This window comes from Gordonia sp. 852002-10350_SCH5691597 (assembly GCF_001665715.1).
In the GTDB taxonomy this organism is placed as follows: Bacteria; Actinomycetota; Actinomycetes; order Mycobacteriales; family Mycobacteriaceae; genus Gordonia; species Gordonia sputi.
This window is the reverse complement of record NZ_LZMO01000026.1, coordinates 1-17,044: the sequence shown is the minus strand read 5'-3', so window position 1 is coordinate 17,044 and position 17,044 is coordinate 1. Positions and strand designations below refer to the sequence as shown.

Annotated in this window: 15 protein-coding genes; 9 read left to right on the top strand and 6 right to left on the bottom strand. The window is 65.6% G+C overall.

Annotation, left to right across the window (positions count from 1 at the left end):
• The first annotated feature begins 253 nt into the window (after positions 1-253).
• The 3 genes from A5777_RS02185 to A5777_RS02175 all read left to right on the top strand — a co-directional run bounded on the left by A5777_RS02185 (position 254) and on the right by A5777_RS02175 (position 3,748).
• Entirely contained in the window at positions 254-610 is a 357-nt protein-coding gene (locus A5777_RS02185) for an ArsR/SmtB family transcription factor (protein WP_064861489.1), read from the top strand.
• A 108-nt stretch (positions 611-718) separates the two neighbouring features.
• Positions 719-2,089 (top strand): ABC1 kinase family protein, encoded by a 1,371-nt coding sequence (locus A5777_RS02180; protein WP_064861488.1) that lies wholly within the window; start codon positions 719-721, stop codon positions 2,087-2,089.
• Between the two features lie 90 nt (positions 2,090-2,179).
• Complete coding sequence (locus A5777_RS02175) at positions 2,180-3,748, top strand: DUF3068 domain-containing protein (RefSeq protein ID WP_064861487.1); 1,569 nt, start codon at positions 2,180-2,182, stop codon at positions 3,746-3,748.
• 329 nt (positions 3,749-4,077) lie between these two features.
• Here the strand turns inward: A5777_RS02175 and A5777_RS02170 are convergent, their stop codons facing one another.
• The gene (locus tag A5777_RS02170) at positions 4,078-5,037 is read right to left on the bottom strand and encodes an alpha/beta hydrolase (protein WP_064861486.1); all 960 of its coding nucleotides are present in this window, start codon (positions 5,035-5,037) and stop codon (positions 4,078-4,080) included.
• Between the two features lie 378 nt (positions 5,038-5,415).
• Between A5777_RS02170 and A5777_RS02165 the strand changes: the two genes are divergently transcribed.
• The 5 genes from A5777_RS02165 (at position 5,416) to A5777_RS02145 (ending at position 12,921) form a co-directional block, all read left to right on the top strand.
• A complete protein-coding gene (locus A5777_RS02165; protein WP_376782592.1) occupies positions 5,416-7,092 on the top strand; it encodes an FAD-binding dehydrogenase in 1,677 nt (558 codons plus the stop codon).
• Positions 7,093-7,189: 97 nt separating this feature from the next.
• On the top strand, positions 7,190-8,272 hold the full coding sequence (locus tag A5777_RS02160; RefSeq protein WP_039854729.1) for a Dyp-type peroxidase: 1,083 nt from the start codon (positions 7,190-7,192) through the stop codon (positions 8,270-8,272).
• 72 nt (positions 8,273-8,344) lie between these two features.
• Positions 8,345-9,145 carry a family 1 encapsulin nanocompartment shell protein gene (locus A5777_RS02155; RefSeq protein ID WP_005203247.1) on the top strand — a complete coding sequence of 267 codons (801 nt, stop codon included), beginning with the start codon at positions 8,345-8,347 and terminating at the stop codon, positions 9,143-9,145.
• A gap of 90 nt (positions 9,146-9,235) precedes the next feature.
• Positions 9,236-10,969, top strand: a complete 1,734-nt coding sequence (locus tag A5777_RS02150; RefSeq protein WP_064861484.1) for an ABC transporter ATP-binding protein — start codon at positions 9,236-9,238, stop codon at positions 10,967-10,969.
• Positions 10,966-12,921, top strand: coding sequence for an ABC transporter ATP-binding protein (locus A5777_RS02145; RefSeq protein ID WP_064861483.1), 1,956 nt, complete (start codon positions 10,966-10,968; stop codon positions 12,919-12,921). Before A5777_RS02150 ends, A5777_RS02145 begins: the two co-directional genes overlap by 4 nt.
• On the opposite strand, the gene A5777_RS02140 is transcribed toward A5777_RS02145, so the two are convergent.
• Together A5777_RS02140 and A5777_RS02135 are read right to left on the bottom strand one after the other, a co-directional pair.
• Entirely contained in the window at positions 12,858-13,787 is a 930-nt protein-coding gene (locus tag A5777_RS02140) for a type IV toxin-antitoxin system AbiEi family antitoxin domain-containing protein (protein WP_064861482.1), read from the bottom strand. The two genes, A5777_RS02145 and A5777_RS02140, sit on opposite strands and share 64 nt — an antisense overlap.
• A 24-nt stretch (positions 13,788-13,811) precedes the next feature.
• Positions 13,812-14,480 (bottom strand): hypothetical protein, encoded by a 669-nt coding sequence (locus A5777_RS02135; RefSeq protein ID WP_005203260.1) that lies wholly within the window; start codon positions 14,478-14,480, stop codon positions 13,812-13,814.
• A 44-nt stretch (positions 14,481-14,524) separates the two neighbouring features.
• Between A5777_RS02135 and A5777_RS25620 the strand changes: the two genes are divergently transcribed.
• Positions 14,525-14,647: a hypothetical protein gene (locus A5777_RS25620; protein WP_267626561.1), complete on the top strand. Its 123-nt coding sequence runs from the start codon at positions 14,525-14,527 to the stop codon at positions 14,645-14,647.
• Here A5777_RS25620 and A5777_RS02130 read toward each other — a convergent pair.
• The 3 genes from A5777_RS02130 to A5777_RS02120 form a co-directional block, all read right to left on the bottom strand.
• On the bottom strand, positions 14,627-15,418 hold the full coding sequence (locus tag A5777_RS02130) for an SDR family oxidoreductase (protein WP_039854733.1): 792 nt from the start codon (positions 15,416-15,418) through the stop codon (positions 14,627-14,629). The genes A5777_RS25620 and A5777_RS02130 overlap by 21 nt on opposite strands.
• Positions 15,419-15,482: 64 nt before the next feature.
• Entirely contained in the window at positions 15,483-16,484 is a 1,002-nt protein-coding gene (locus A5777_RS02125) for an aldo/keto reductase (protein ID WP_064861481.1), read from the bottom strand.
• Positions 16,481-16,948 (bottom strand): MerR family transcriptional regulator, encoded by a 468-nt coding sequence (locus tag A5777_RS02120; RefSeq protein WP_039854700.1) that lies wholly within the window; start codon positions 16,946-16,948, stop codon positions 16,481-16,483. The genes A5777_RS02125 and A5777_RS02120 overlap by 4 nt, the downstream gene beginning before the upstream one ends.
• Positions 16,949-17,044: the final 96 nt, after the last annotated feature.

The following is a 17,044-nucleotide window of genomic DNA, read 5'->3' as shown; positions in this document are numbered from 1 at the left end:
GAGCGCACACGCCGCTTGCCCGGTGATCGACGCGCCGAGGCCCGCGAGGGGATAGGTCACCAGAAACGCGGCGTGTGCGCTCGTGCTGTCGGCGCTCGCGCTACTCGGACTCGTCGGCGCTGCGTACAGCTGGCGGCCGGCTACTACCACCAGGACGGCGAACACACGACCGTCGAACCTACGAATGCACCCGCGGATCTCACTTACGATGAACCGAGCAACCGCAACCGCAGACGAACGGTGATCACCGCCGATGAAACAGGCAGCCACCCCTGCCCCGAGCCTCGAGCACCGGGTCAGTCCCGACCCGGAACTGCTCGGCACCGCGACAGCACTGTTCACCATGCTGTCCGATCCCACGCGGCTGCACATCCTCTGGCTGCTGCGCGACGAAGAGCGTGATGTCTCAGCCCTGACCGAGTCTGTCGGAGCGTCGCGGACCGCTGTCAGCCAGCACCTGGCCAAGCTGCGCTTCACCGGGCTCGTCGACACACGACGCGAGGGGCGTCGAATCATCTACCGCCTGCGCGACGGCCACGTCGGAAGGGTCATCGCGGAGGCTCTCAACCACGCCGACCACCGGGTTTCGGGCGAGCCGGAGCACGGCTGACGCGAGGCCGGACACCCTGCCGGTTCGCACGTCATGTCCGATTCCGACTTCGACCTCCTACACTGGGCGCGATGCGAGAACCGGCAAGCACGACGAGCAGGGGGGAACATGGACAGCACAGTTGACGACGGTCGCCGCGCACGTCTGCGCCCGGCGTCGCCGATCGCCGAGGTCACGCGCCTGGGAGTGACCACCGCCCACGCAACTCTTGGCGTCGGCAAATTCCTCCTCGACACCGCATTCGATGCAGCTCACCTGCGTGCACCGAGCGGCAAGCGCGCGGCCGCGCAAGTGCGTGCGACTTTCGAGCACCTCGGCCCCACCTACGTGAAACTCGGCCAGCTCATCGCGTCGAGCCCCGGCGTTTTCACCGAGACGTTGGCGTCGGAGTTCGAATCGCTCCTCGACAGCGTTCCGCCCGCCGACCCCGACGCGATCCGGCAGGTCTTCATCGACGAGATCGGCAGCGCACCCGAGGACGTCTTCGCCGAGTTCGACCCTGTGCCGATCGCATCGGCGTCCATCGCCCAGGTTCATACCGCGACGCTGCACAGCGGCGACGAGGTCGTCGTCAAGATCCAACGTCCCGGAATCGCCGAGCGCCTCGCACCCGACGTCGCGATCCTCGAACGGCTCGCGGGTCTCGCTGAGATCTCGGAGTACGGCCGGATGTTGTCGGCGCGGCACGTCGTCGAAGATTTTGCCGACGGTCTCGACGCCGAGCTCGACTTCCGCAACGAGGCCGACGCCATGCGCGAATGGTACGAATGTCTCAAACCCGGACAGTTCGGTGATCGTGTTCGCGTTCCCAGGGTCTACGACGACCTGACAACCGCGCGGGTCATGACGATGGAACGCATCTACGCCACCCGCATCGACGACGCCGCTGCAGTGCGCGCCGCAGGACACGATGGTGTGGCGCTGTGTCGAAACCTGTTGCTGTCGCTGCTCGAGTCGGCGTTTCACGGCGGCTTGTTCCACGGCGACCTCCACGCGGGCAACGTCCTCGTCGACGCCGACGGCCGCCTGGTGCTGCTCGACTTCGGCATCGTCGGACGCTTCACGCCACGAACCCGACGCATTCTGCGTCAGCTCGTCGTCGACCTGATCGTCCGCAACGACTACGAATCGGCGGGTCGCGCCATCTTTCTGCTGGGAGCCGTCCGCAACCCCGGTTCGACGACCCAGGGCGGGGCTGACATTCGCAAGATCACCACACCGCTGTCGACGACGGATCTCGGCGACATGAGCTACACCGACCTCGGGCGACAACTCGCCGCGGTCGCACGCGCGCACGACGCCCGATTGCCGCGGGAGTTGGTGCTCGTCGGAAAGCAACTGCTCTACGTCGAGAAGTACATGAAGCTGCTGGCACCGCGCTGGAAGGCGATGTCGGACGCGGAGATCTACGGCTACATGGCCGGAATCATGAAAGAAGCCGAACGGGACCGGCGTGCCGATCGAACCGGCATGGGCTGATACCCGGTGGCCGACCATTAGGGTGAGAGCGTTGACCGTGGCCTGCTCGTCGACACGATGCACCGGGCCCGAACCGCACAGGAGTCGAGAATGAGACGAGTTTGGCTGGCGCTGCTGGCATTCCTCGGGGTTGCTTGCATCACCGCGGCGATCGCCATCCCGGCGTTCCTGGTGCCACAGTTGCGCGTGGTGCCACTCGATCTCGACATCACATCCGACGCGTCGACGGTCCCTGCCGACGGCTCGGCCGGTGAACGCTTCCCCGCGGTCATCTTCGATCGCTGCTCGATCTCCCAGCCCAAGGCCCGCACACTCGACGCACATCTGACGCAGCAGCGTCGGAGCGTGATCATCGAGCCGTCGGACAAGCGACAGGCGACGGTGCAGTCCGCGCAGACGGTTCAGATCGACCGCATCCGCGACGCCGATGGCAAGGAGACAACCCCACCCGCTCCCCGCGCCGAAGGCGACCTCAAATGCGACGACGGTCTGCTCACCGCGACCATCGACAGGGTGTCGGTCAACCGCAAGACGTCGGTGCCCAACGGAACCGTCAGCTCGCTGCAGCTCGAAGCGGCACCGGAGGGCGTGAACGTCAAGGACGTGTCGGTCCAGTTGCCCGACCGTAAGGGCTTCCAGTACAAGTTCGGCTTCAACGTCAAGAAGCGCTCGTACCTCTATTACGACCTCAACACCCGGCAGGACCAGCCCGCCAAGTACGTCGGCGAGAAGACCTTCAACGGAGTCAAGACCTACGAGTTCGTCTCCGAGGTTCCCGAGACCGACCTCTCGTCACTGCCCAACGCACAGGGTGAGGCCGCGCTGGGCACGATGCTCACGATGCCCGCCAAATGGTGGGGCATCTCCGGTCGCGGCGTGAAGCCCGACGACAAGATCACGATGCACCGCTACGCGTCGGCGACCCGCCACGTCTTCGTCGAGCCCGAGACCGGCACGATCGTCAACGGTCGCGAAGATCAGCGCCAGTACTTCAAGTCGCCCGACCAGAGCGACGGGACGCCCGCGCCGGTTCGCGACTTCAAGCTCGACGCCCTGAAGGCAACCTTCCAGTGGTCGGACACGACGGTCACCGCGCAGGCCGATCGTGCCCACCACTACATGAATCTGCTCAAGATGGGCGGATTCTGGTTGCCGCTCATCCTCGGCATCATCGGCGCGCTACTGCTGCTCGCATGGATTCTGATCATCTGGCGGACCCGCAACACCTCTGACAAGAACCTCGAGAGCCCCGACGTCTACGACGACGAGCCCGGCTACGTCGACGACCACGACTCCGATCGTCGCAGGGGCGCCGCAACGACGACAGCGCTCGCCGGAACAGCGGCAGGAGCAGGCCTTTCGGGCCGCAACCGCCATGCTGCGCCCGAGAACACCGACGATGCCGCAACGACGGCGATCGGTGCGGCCGAGACGGAAACGCACGCCGACGAGGACGACGACGCCTACATGTGGGATCGTCCGACTCAGCGCATCCCACGCGTCGAGGGGCCCGCTGCCTCCGACGCCGGGGATGACGAAGACCAGCCGACCCGCCAGGTACCCGCAGTCGATGAGGACTCGTCGGACGGCACACCCCGCTCCGCGCTGGACGAGGCCCGCGCCTTCCGCCGCCGCGGCACGCAGGACTCGGGCGAGTAGGTCAGCCCGAGCCCGCTGGTTGAGCCGGCCCGCCATTGGCGCTGGTTGAGCCGGCCCGCCTTCACCGCTGGTTGAGCCGGCCCCGCTTTACCGCTGGTTGAGCGGCCGCGAGCGAAGCGAGCAGCCGTGTCGAAACCACACACCCCGCCGGGCTGAGCCGCCCTTTACCGCTGGTTGAGCGGCCGCGAGCGAAGCGAGCAGCCGTGTCGAAACCACTCGCCCGCACCGCACGCCCACCCCACCCGCACTACGACGAGGGCCGGCGATCGGGTTGATCGCCGGCCCTCGTCGTGTTCAGTTGTTCGGTTGTTCAGCTACCTGGCCGCGGCTCAGAAGAACGCGGGGCGGAACGTGGTGTTCCACGACTGGCGGAAGTTCTCCTGCCAGTAGTCCCACCAGTGGTCGCCATCGGGGGTGACGTGCGTGGTGAGCTTGACGCCCGGGACCGCCGCGACACGCGGGATGTAGAGGCGCGTGCTGACCGATGCGGCCACCTCGAGCGGAACCATCTGCGAGAACTTGACCGGGTTGAAGTTCGCGCTGCTCGGGTTCACCGAGCTGTCGAACTTGCTGCCGAGACCGGTGCCCGACGACAGGTACACGTAGTGGCCCGCGAGGTTGTTCGCGCTCAAGAACGGATCGTTCTGGAACCACTCACCCGCCGGGTAGAAGCCCCACATGTTGTTGGGGTCGCCGCCCATCATCGCGACCGACGCCTGGATGCCCTGCGTGAATCCGGGGAACGTGACGGTCGGGTAGCCGCTGTAGGACGCGACGGCCTTGTAGAAGTTCGGGTGCCGCGACGCGAGGTTGAGCGCCGACGTTCCCGACATCGACAGTCCGGCGATACCGTTACGGCGATTGTCCGAGTTGTGCTTGCGCTTCATGTACGCCGGCAGTTCGCGGGTGAGGAAGGTTTCCCACTTGTTCACGCCCAGCTTCGGATCTGCGCGCTCCCAGTCGGTGTAGAAGCTGCCGCCACCGCCGAAGGGGATGACCAGGTTGGTGCCCTTGTCGACCATGAAGCGGTCGGCGCCGGTGTTGTTCTGCAGCCAGCCGCTGGTGTTGTTCGGGGCACGCAGACCGTCGAGCAGGTACAGCGTGGGCTTGGGACCCCCGCCGCCACCGTCGACGATGCGAACCGGGATGTTCTTGTGCATCGCTGCGGAGTACACGTATTCGGTCTGGCCGGCCGCGTGGGCTTCGGGGGCCACGGCCATGGTCAGGCCGCCGAGCGCCGCCATGGCGCCCACAGCGGCAACGAGGCGCTTGCGCGCACGAGTCAACATATGAGAAAAGTCCTTACGATCTTGACCCGGACGGGCCTCGTTCATACGGGCAGGAAATGGGGCCAGCGGCCTTGCCGACTGAGTTGGTCCCCAACGCGACAGAGTGTAACGGCTGCATAACGCAGCAGCAAAAGGTACATCGACCCTTGACCGTCGGTTGGGACTGACCGTCGATTGAGACTGACCGTCGGTTGAGACACGCAGATGATCATTACCCACGTCACACGCACGGTCCATACCTGCGCTGCGTCAACTAGGTCACAGGGCGCCCAGTTGCCACATGTCGGTTGTCACATCTCGATACCCGTCGGCGCTACCTCACCGGAGCCCCCGGGGATAGGGTCGTCCCATAAGCAGGACATATCGAGGAAGGCTCTCGTGAACACAGCGCATGTGGATGCAGGACAAGCCGATGCCATCGTCGTCGGGTCCGGTCTGGCCGGACTCGTCGCCACGTACGAACTCGCCAAGGCGGGTCGTCGGGTGATCGTCGTCGACCAGGAGAACCGCAACAACCTCGGTGGGCAGGCGTTCTGGTCGCTGGGTGGGCTCTTCCTCGTCGACACTCCCGAGCAACGTCGACTCGGCATCCACGACTCCGCAGAGCTGGCGCTGCAGGACTGGATGGGCTCTGCGGGCTTCGACCGCGACGACGAGGACTACTGGCCTCGACAGTGGGCTCGCGCCTACGTCGACTTCGCGGCCACGGAGAAGCGTCAGTACCTGCACGATCTCGGTCTGCGCATCACACCGGTCGTCGGGTGGGCAGAACGCGGCGGCGGATTCGCCGACGGCCACGGCAACTCGGTGCCGCGCTTCCACCTGACCTGGGGCACCGGCCCCGAGGTGGTCCGCATCTTCGCCGAACCCGTGCTCGACGCCGAGCGCCGCGGACTCGTCGAGTTCCGCTTCCGGCATCGCGTCGACGAGATCGTCGTCGAAGACGGCACTGCTGTCGGTGTGCGCGGGTCAAAGCTCGCCCCGACTGCTGCCGGCCGCGGCGAGGCGTCGAACCGCGATGAGATCAGCGACTTCGAGATCCGCGGCGGTGCGGTCATCGTCACGACCGGCGGCATCGGTCACAACCACGAGCTGATCCGTAAGAACTGGCCGACGGAGCGCCTCGGACCCGCCCCGAAGACGATGATCTCCGGTGTCCCCGCCTACGTCGACGGTCGCATGCTCGGCATCGCAGAGGAAGCGGGCGCAAGCCTGGTCAACCGCGACCGCATGTGGCACTACACCGAGGGCATCCACAACTGGGATCCCGTCTGGCCCGACCACGCCATCCGCATCATCCCCGGGCCGTCGTCGCTCTGGCTCGACGCCAACGGCAATCGGCTCAAGCCGCCCAACTTCCCCGGCTTCGACACCAATTCGACGATGCGCGAGATCCTCGCGACCGGCTACGACTATTCGTGGTTCATCCTGACGCAGTCGATCGTCGAGAAGGAGTTCGCGCTGTCGGGTTCGGAGCAGAACCCCGACATCACCGACAAAGACCTCAAGTTCGCCGCGAAGAGCCGTTTCGCGAAAGGCGCGCCCGGTCCTGTCGAGGCCTTCCTGAAGAACGGCAGCGACTTCGTCGTCGCCGATAATCTCGCAGAACTCGTCGCGGGCATGAACGAGATCACCCGCGGTCCCAAGCTCGATCTGCAGCACGTCGAGCGAACCATCTCGGCACGCGACAACGAGATCGACAACAAGTTCTCCAAAGACGCGCAGTTGATGGCGATCACCAACGCGCGCCAGTTCCTCGGCGACAAGATCGTGCGTGTGGCCAAGCCGCACAAGATCCTCGACCCTGCCCACGGACCGCTGATCGGGGTGCGCCTGAACATCCTGACGCGAAAGACGTTGGGCGGTCTGGAGACCAACCTCGAGTCGGCCGTGATGCGACCCGACGGTTCGGTCTTCGACGGCCTCTATGCCGCTGGCGAGGTCGCCGGATTCGGCGGCGGTGGTGTGCACGGTTACAACGCACTCGAGGGAACGTTCCTCGGCGGCTGTATCTTCTCGGGCCGCGCCGCCGGGCGAGCGGTTGCGCGGGGCTGAGTCAACAGGCGTCGTAGACAACCGGTGTGCCTGGCCTGAGTTTCGTGAGGACACACTTTCACCGGCGCGGATTGCGCGCTGCACTAGAGTGAAAACCGTGCCCGTACCGCAGACGATTCTGACACGCAAAACAAAGCACGCGTTGTTCCTCGTCCTGACGATCAACGCGGGTGGCGAGGACGCCGTCCGGGGAATGTTCGACGTCCTCGGGTCGCGCATCAACTCCGTATCGTCCCGAGCGCCCGAGCAGGCGCTCGCGGGCATCGTGTCGATCGGCTCGGATGCGTGGGACCGCCTGTTCGCAGGCAATCGCCCCAAGTCGCTTCGACCCTTCGTCGAGTACGCGGGCGATGTCCACACGGCCCCTGCGACTCCCGCCGACCTGCTGCTGCACCTCAAGGCCGACGCGATGGACCTCTGCTACGAGCTCGGCCGCATGTTGATGAGCGAACTCGGCGACGCCGTGACGGTCGTCGACGAGGTGCACGGCTTCCGCTACTTCGACCTACGCGACCTCATCGGCTTCGTCGACGGCACCGAGAATCCCGTCGGCCAGGCTGCGATCGACGCGATCACCGTCGGCGACGAAGACCCCGCGTACGCGGGCGGTAGCTACGTCGCCATCCAGCGCTATGTCACCGACTTCAAGGAATGGGATTCGATCTCGGTCGAAGACCAGGAGGCGGCGATCGGGCGCACCAAACTCGACAACATCGAGATGTCCGACGACGTGAAACCGACCAACTCGCACATCGCGCTCAATGTGGTCAACGACGTCAATGGCGAGCAGATCGACGTCGTCCGCGACAACATGCCCTACGGCGAGGCCTCGGGCATCGGCGACTCCGGCACCTTCTACATCGCGTACTCCTCGGCGCCCGACGTCACCGAAGAGATGCTGCGCAAGATGTTCATCGGCGATCCGCCCGGAAACTACGACAGGCTGCTCGACTTCACGACCGCCGTGACCGGGGCACAGTTCTTCACCCCGACCGTCGATTTCTTCGACGACCTCCCCGACGCCCCAGCCGCCGCCGAATCGGATTCCGACGACGACGCTCCCCACGATGTGCCCGCACCCGCACCGGTCACGCTCGACGCCGCATCGCCGGTTCCGCCACCCGAGCCGACCGACCCCGGCGACGGGTCGCTGGGAATCGGATCGCTGCGCTCCTCGTGAATCACCCGCAACCTTCTGCCTGACAACACAACTCGCCAACACAACCCGCCACCGACTACCAGGAGACGCACCATGAACAATCTGCATCGCGAACTCGCCCCCATCTCCGCGTCCGCCTGGGAGGCCATCGAAGAAGAGGCAGCGCGGTCGTTCAAGCGCAACATCGCGGGCCGTCGACTCGTCGACGTCAAGGGACCACTCGGACTCGAGGCGTCATCGGTCACCCGTGGCCACCGCACCAAGATCGACGCCCCCGCCGATGGCATCCAGGCGTTCAAGCGCAGCGTGCAGCCGCTGATCGAACTCAAGGTGCCGTTCACCGTCACGCGCGAGGCCATCGACGACGTCGACCGTGGCGCGGAGGATTCGGACTGGGATCCGGTGGTCGACGCCGCACGCGAGCTCGCGCTGGCCGAAGACCGCGCAATCTTCGAGGGATATGCCGCCGCCGGCATCTCGGGCATCCGCGCCGAGGCCACCGCGACACCGATCCCGCTGCCCGAGGACGTGCGTGACTACCCCGAGGCGTTCAGCGCGGCCCTCTCGACGCTCAAGCTCGCGTCGATCGACGGGCCCTACTCCATCGCGCTCTCGGCCGATGTGTACAACCTCGTCAACGAGACGTCGAATCACGGTTATCCGGTTCGCCAGCACATCCAGCGTCTGATCGACGGCGAGATCGTGTGGGCACCCGCAATCACCGGAGCGTTCGTATTGTCAACGCGCGGAGGAGATTTCGAGCTGACCATCGGTCAGGATGTCTCGATCGGCTACGACTCTCACGACGCCGACGTGGTGAACCTGTACTTCCAGGAGTCCTTCACCTACCTCACCTACACCGGCGAAGCGGCAGTCGCGTTGACGTCCGCCTGACGGGTTGCGCCCACCGTCGGACGGGTTCGCCCCGAAAACGTCTCGCACGGTGTCGGCGCGGCTTGCTAGCGTCGTGTGAGTGAGCGCCACATGCTGACCCGCCTCATCCGGACATACCTCTCGCGGTATCCCTGGCACATGCTCGCCGTCGTGATACTGCAGCTCATCGCGACGGTGGCCATGTTGTACCTGCCGACGCTGAATGCCGACATCATCGACAACGGCGTCGCGAAGGGCGACACGTCGTACATCCTGCGCGTCGGTGCGGTCATGCTGGTCATCACGATCGCCCAGATCGTGTGCACCATCATCGCCCAGTACTTCGGCTCACGGGCTGCACTGGCGACCGGACGCGACATCCGACACGACCTGTTGCACAGGATCAACACCTACTCGGCCAGGGAGATGGGGACGTTCGGTGCGCCGTCGTTGATCACCCGCACCACCAACGACGTCCAGCAGGTGCAGTTGTTGATCGTCATGAGCACCACCATCCTGGTGATGGCGCCCATCATGTGCATCGGCGGCATCATCATGGGCATCAAGGTCGGGTCACAGTTGTCGTGGGTGCTCGTCGTGGCGGTGCCGGTTCTCGCGGTCGCGATGGGCGTCATCATCGCGCGTATGATCCCCGGCTTCCGCGCGATGCAGGAGCGCATCGACGCGGTCAATCGTGTTCTGCGCGAACAGATCACAGGTATCCGAGTGGTCCGTGCGTTTGTGCGCGAACGTTACGAGATCGACCGCTTCGCCACCGCGAACGACAGCCTCGCCCAGGCCACGCTGCGCGTCGGCCGGATGCAGGCGTTGATGTTCCCGTCCGTCATGCTGATCACGAACGTCACCATCGTCGCGATCATCTGGTTCGGCGGCCATCTGGTGTCCGACGGCAGCATCGAGATCGGCGCGCTGACCGCGATGATCACCTATGTCATGCAGATCCTGATGTCGGTGATGATGGCGTCGTTCCTCGCAATGATGGCGCCGCGCGCAACAGTCTGTGCCGAGCGCATCTGCGAGGTCCTCGACACCGAGACCTCCGTCGGCGCACCACAAGATCCGGTGCCCTTCGCCGCGCAACCGTCCACTGTCGAGTTCGGAGGGGCACAGTTCCGCTATCCAGGTGCCGACGATCCCGTCCTGTCCGACATCAGCTTTCGCGTCGAGCCCGGCACCACAACCGCCATCGTCGGCTCGACCGGCTCCGGCAAGACCACACTCGTCGGTCTGGTGCCACGACTCATCGACGTCACCGCCGGTGAGGTTCGCGTCGGCGACACCGATGTCCGACGCCTCGACCCCAACACCCTGCGCGATGCCATCGGCCTCGTCCCGCAGCGCCCATACCTGTTCTCGGGGACCGTCGCGTCGAACATTCGGAACGGCAAACCCGACGCCACCGACGAGGAGGTCTGGGAGGCGTTGCGCATCGCGCAGGCCGCCGACTTCGTCGAGCGTATGCCCGACGGCCTCGACACCCCGATCTCCCAGGGCGGCACCACGGTATCGGGTGGTCAACGTCAGCGCCTCGCCATAGCCCGTGCGCTGGTGCGCAAACCGTCGGTCTACCTCTTCGACGACGCGTTCTCGGCCCTCGACGTCGCCACGGACGCACGCCTACGCGCCGCACTCGCACCCGCGACGTCGGAGTCCGCCGTCATCATCGTCGCCCAGCGCATCTCGACCATCGTCGACGCCGAGCAGATCGTCGTACTCGATCGCGGTCGGATCGTCGGGATCGGCACGCACGACGAACTTCTCGCGACCTCCGAGACGTACCGCGAAATAGCGGAGTCTCAGCTCGCGATCGGAGAGTCTGCATGACCCGCGCAGGCGGCGCAGCCCCCGCTCCCCCGGGGCCAGGCCGCGGCCCGATGGCTGCGGGACCAGTCGTGGCCAAGGCGCGGTCGTTCGGCCCGTCGATCAAGCGGCTCATCGGATTACTGTTCTCCTACCGGACCTCGATGAGCGTCGTCGTGTTGTCGATCATCGGATCGGTGATCCTCACGGCGTTCGCACCACGAGTGCTCGGCGACGCCACCAACATCATTTTTGACGGCGTCGTCGGCAAGATGCTTCCCGCGGGGACCACCAAGGCGCAGGCGGTCGAGGGGCTGCGCGAGCGCGGCAACGGCACCCTCGCCGACATGGTGAACTCGATGAACGTCACCCCGGGTGTGGGCATCGACTTCGGCGACGTCGGCCGCGTCTTGTTGATCGTGCTCGCGCTCTACGTCGGCTCGGCGCTGTTGTCGTGGCTCGGTGCCTATCTGCTCAACATCGTCGTCGTCGGCACCGTGAAGCATCTGCGCGCAGAGGTCGAGGCAAAGATCCACCGCCTCCCTCTGAGCTACTACGACGCCACCGCGCGCGGCGATCTGCTCAGTCGCGTCACCAACGACCTCGACAATCTGTCACAGACGTTGCAGCAGACCATCTCCCAGTTGCTGAACTCCGTCCTGATGGTGATCGCGATCCTGGTGATGATGCTCTGGATCTCGCCTCTGCTGGCGCTCATCGCGCTTGTCACCGTGCCGCTGGCCGCGGGCGCAACCGCGCTGATCGCCAAGCGCTCCAAGCCGCACTTCCTGGCGCAGTGGTCGTCGACCGGCAAGCTCAACGCCCAGGTCGAAGAGGCGTTCACCGGGCACGAATTGGTGACCGCGTTCAATCGTCAGGCCGACGTCGAATCCGAATTCGACGAGCGCAACGAGAAGCTGTACCAGTCGAGTTGGCGTGCACAGTTCATCTCGAGCACCGTCATGCCGACGATCATGTTCCTCGGCAACCTCAACTACGTGGCGGTCGCCGTCGTCGGCGGACTGCGCGTGGCATCGGGCGCGTTGAGCCTCGGCGAGGTGCAGGCGTTCATCCAGTACTCACGTCAGTTCACGCAGCCGCTCACGCAGATCGGGTCGATGGTCAACCTGCTGCAGAGCGGCGTGGCGTCGGCCGAGCGCATCTTCGACATCCTCGACGCCGACGAACAGACCCCCGACCCGAAGAACCCGAAGACGCCCGAGCACGACCGTGGGCTCATCGAATTCGACGACGTCTCGTTCCGCTACGTCGCCGACAAACCGCTCATCGACGACCTCTCACTCGTCGCACGTCCCGGTCACATGGTCGCGATCGTCGGATCGACCGGCGCGGGAAAGACCACCCTGGTCAACCTCATCATGCGCTTCTACGACGTCGACTCCGGAACCATCACCGTCGACGGCGTCGAATCCCGTGAGATGACCCGCGACGACCTGCGCGAGCGCACCGGAATGGTGCTGCAGGACTCGTGGCTGTTCGGCGGAACCATCTACGAGAACATCGCCTACGGCGACCCCACGGCATCGCGCGAGGAGGTCCTCGAGGCCGCGCGCATGAGCCACGTCGACCACTTCGTCCGCATCCTGCCCGACGGCTACGAGACAATGCTCGACGACGAAGGCGGCGGCGTGAGTGCCGGTGAGCGACAGCTCATCACGATCGCGCGCGCCTTCCTCGCCCGCCCGACCATCCTGATTCTCGACGAGGCCACCAGCTCCGTCGACACCCGCACCGAGCTGCTCATCCAGAAAGCGATGGCCGCGCTGCGCACCGACCGCACGAGTTTCGTTATCGCGCACCGCCTTTCGACCATCCGCGACGCCGACGTCATCGTGGTGATGGAAGACGGGCACATCGTCGAGCAGGGCACCCACGACGGGCTGCTCGCCGCTCAGGGCGCGTACTGCCGGCTGTACCGCAGCCAGTTCGCCGGGGCCGTCGACTCGGAGGCTTGACCTTGCCCGGCAATCTCCAAGCGCTCCAGCCACTCTCGCACCATCGGCACCACGCGGTTCTTTCGTAGATCGGCCCACACCCATCGGATCACCATCGGCCCGAGGCGCCTGACGCCATCTTCGCGGGCCTTCTCGCGCTTCATCACGTCGAGCGCGGTCTCGTCGTCGCCCAGATCCTTGGTGTACTTGCGCATCCCGTCGAACTCGCCGACGAGCTTGCCCTCCCAGTCGTAGTCGACCTTGGCGACGAATTGGCCGTCGGCGTCGAAGTACTCTCGCTGCAGTCGTGGAACAGGCAGCTCGGCGACGATCATCTGACCTCTGCCCCACGACTCGCCCGCGTTGTCGGCCAGTGGGCTCGCGAACGCAAGCGCCTTGCGGGCAACGGCAACTCCGCGGCGTCGAGAATCGAGGAGCGCCGACATCTTCTCGCGATCGGCACCGAGTCGCAGCGCGGAGTCGAGCACGGCCAGCGCCTGGTAGAAGTTGCCGCTGCACGCGATGTCGACGGCGGTGACCTCCAGCGACGTCACCACGATGCCGTCGATCACCGTGACGTCGTCGGGCCCCAGCCGACCGGAGTGCAGATGCCGCTGGGTTTCGATGCGTCCGCCGGTCTTGTGCCCAGTGGTCAAGTGCACCCGCGCGAGATCGGGGAACAGCAGCGACATCCCGTGGAGCACTCCCGCCGACTGATGACTCAGCGGTACGTCGGATTCGGATAGGAGCGTTGCCGCGACGGCCTTCAGCCGATGCTTGACCTCCGGCGTACGGCTCTTGTCGGGCAGCACGTAGGCGCCGGGCCACACTCGCACGAGGGTGCCCGCGTCGACGGCGCGCGTGAGTTGCCGATCCGACGAGCCCAATCGCTACTCGACGCAGCGGCCGTTTCAGCGCTCCAGCTCGCCCGCGATTCGCTGCTCGATCTGGGCGGCGGCGACGTCGGGGATGTCGATGAGTCCGTCGAGCTCCTGGCGCGCCTTGCGGTAGGCGGCCTGGCGTTCGGCGGGCGTGGCGGCGGCGTCGGCGGCGACGGAGATCAGTTTGCGCGCGCGGTCGAGTGATTCGCGCTCGACGGGCGAGAAGTCGGACTGTTTCCGACGCCGCGCCTCGCGCTCTGCTGCGTCGAAGGCGGCCTCGTAGTCGCCGACGGCGTCGCGGTAGCGCTCGAACTCGAGTGGGTCCAGCTTCTGGTCGGCCGACGTCGGGCGCAGGTCGTCGGCGCGGATCTTCGCGCGATGGAACGCGAGCGTCAGCGGCTCACGCATGTCGGTCATCATGGGGAACTCGATCAGCGTCGCCAGGTCGAGTTCGTACCCGAACCATCGCTGATCTATCGCGTCGTGCTTCTCGAGCACCTTGGTGACGGACGCCTTGTCGGCCTGGGTGAGTCGTAGCTGTTCGGTCTGCGCGCTCGCCTTGACCCGGGCGAGTTCGATCTTGTCGCGTCGACGCTTCTCGTTGTACCGCGCGAGCGAACCGAACCAACCACCGGCGACTCCACCGATCGGAAATATCAGCCACCAGTAATCGCCCGCGAAGTGCAGGAACTGATCCATGAGACAACAGTACCCACGTCACGGGCCCCGACTACCGTGTCAACATGGCCAAAGCCGACGCCCCGACGCTGCTGTTCGACACCGTCGATGACTGGCAGAGTTGGCTGGCCGACAACCACGACTCGTCGCCTCCTGAGCCGCGCGTCCTACAGATCGGGGATCGGTAGGTCGAGGTTCGGAGCGATGATTCCGCCGTCGACCTCGAGCACCTTTCCGGTCACGTAGGCACCGGCAGGTGACGCGAGGTAGACGGCCGCGGCGGCGATGTCTTCGGGCTCGCCGAGACGGCGCATCGGTGTCGCGTTCTCGATCGCGGTCCGCATGGTGTCGTCGGCGGCCACGATGTCGAGGGCCGACGTCAGGATCGCCCCGGGCGCGATCGCGTTGACCCGGATGCGCGGATTGAGGTCCATCGCCGCGAGCCGCGTGTAGTGCGCGAGCGCGGCCTTGGCCGTGCCGTATGCCGCGTACGCCCGGCCCGGCAGCCGCCCCACAGCAGAAGTGATGTTGATGATCGATCCCGAGCCCGCGGTCTCCAACACCCTCGGAACCGCAGCCGTGACCAGCGCATGAGCATTGGCGACGTTGAAACCGAACGCATCGCTCAGATTCTTCGGTGAGGTGTCGAGCAGCGGTCGTGGCATCGCGCCGCCGACGTTGTTCACGACGGTGTCGAGCCGTCCAAACGTGTCGACGGCGGTCTGCGCGAGCGCCGCTGCAGCGTCGGGATCGGAAAGGTCGGCGACGACGACGCGCGCACGCCTATCTCGGTCGGCGACCTCGGCGGCCACCTTCTCCAGTTCGCTTTCGCTGCGCGCGGAGATCACCACATCGGCGCCCGCCTCGGCGTACGCGACAGCGATCGCCGCTCCGAGGCCGCGCCCCGCACCCGTGATGATCGCGACGGTGTCGTCGAGTCGGAATCTGTCCAGGATCACGACTCCCGACAATGCCACAGAACTGCAACACGTTCTAGATTTTGGCAAAGGGGCGCGGTATGAACTACGACGACCGGCCCGCCACCCAATTCATGTCGGGGTAGCGGTCGCCTGCGGGGCGCAGCGTCGACAATCGCTCGAGCTGATCTGAACTCAATTCCACCGACAGCGCGCCGAGGTTCTCGTCGAGGTAGCGCGTGCGCTTGGTGCCGGGGATCGGGACGACGTCGTCACCCTGAGCCAGCAGCCACGCCAACGCGACCTGACCCGGCGTGGCGCCGACCTCGGTTGCCACGGTGCGTACCTCGTCGACGAGAGCGAGGTTGTGGTCGAGGTTCTCGGCCTGCCACCGCGGGAGCGTCGAACGGAAGTCACCGTCGGAAACCTGCACTGCCGCAGCAGATCCCGTCAACATGCCGCGACCAAGCGGACTGTAGGGCACCATCGTGACACCCAGTTCACGCGCGGCAACCACATCCGACGATTCGACGTCGCGACTGAACAACGACCACTCCGACTGCAATGCCGCGATGGGGTGCACCGTCGCTGCGCGACGCAGGGTGTCGGCATTGGCCTCGCTGATCCCGAGCTCGCGAACCTTACCGGCGGCCACCGACTCTGCCATCGCCCCGACAGTCTCCTCGATCGGCAGCTTCGGGTCGACGCGATGCAGGTAGTAGAGGTCGATGGTGTCGACGCCGAGACGTCGCAGCGAGGCATCGACGGCGGACCGCAGGTACTCCGGCGAACCGTCGACTTCGCCGTTGGGATAACCGGTTTCGGGATCGATCTCGATACCGAACTTGGTCGCGAGCACCACGTCGTCTCTCCGGTCGGCCAGAACCTGCGCGAGCAGTTCCTCGTTGGCGCCCACGCCGTAGACGTCGGCGGTGTCGAGTTGGTTGACCCCGACATCGAGTGCGTGATGCAGCGTCGCCCTCGCCTCGTCCTGGTCGGCCTCGCCGTAAGCGAAACTCATTCCCATACAACCGAATCCGAGCGGTGAGACCTCGAGGGAACCGATGCGCCTGCGGTTCCGGGTTGTCGAGTCTGTTGATGCAGTCATGGCTGAGTCCTTCCGCCGTAGGTGGCGATCTTGTATTCGGTTGCTGCCAGCGACAGCGTGAGTTCGGAGATCTGGCGTCGAATGGTGTCGCGGTGTTCTAGCAGCATCTCGAGCCGCTCCGGCACGGTGTCGTCGCCCTCGTCGACGAGTTCGACGTAGTGCTGGAGGTCGCGAATGGCCATGCCCGACAGTCTCATTCGTGTCACGAAGACGAGTCTGCGCACGGCGTCGGCGTCGTAGAGCCGGTTTCCCGACGCGTCGCGGGGCACGTCGACGAGTCCGATTCGCTCGTAGTACCGCAGTGTGTGCGCCGAGACGTCGAGCATCGCGGCGGTCTGTGCGATGGTCAGCGGTTCGTCGATCTCGTCGGCTTCGACAAGGCGGTGGATGACCTCGACCGACAGTGGACCGTCGAGTTCGTTCAACGTGGCCAACGCCCTGCTCATGAGGTGATCTGTACTCATGACAGCAACGCTAGGCCTTAGCCTCGATCCACCGATTCGTATTCGTTTGGGCGGTGAGGGATAGACGAAATGCCCTGTCTGAGTGACAGAATGGGA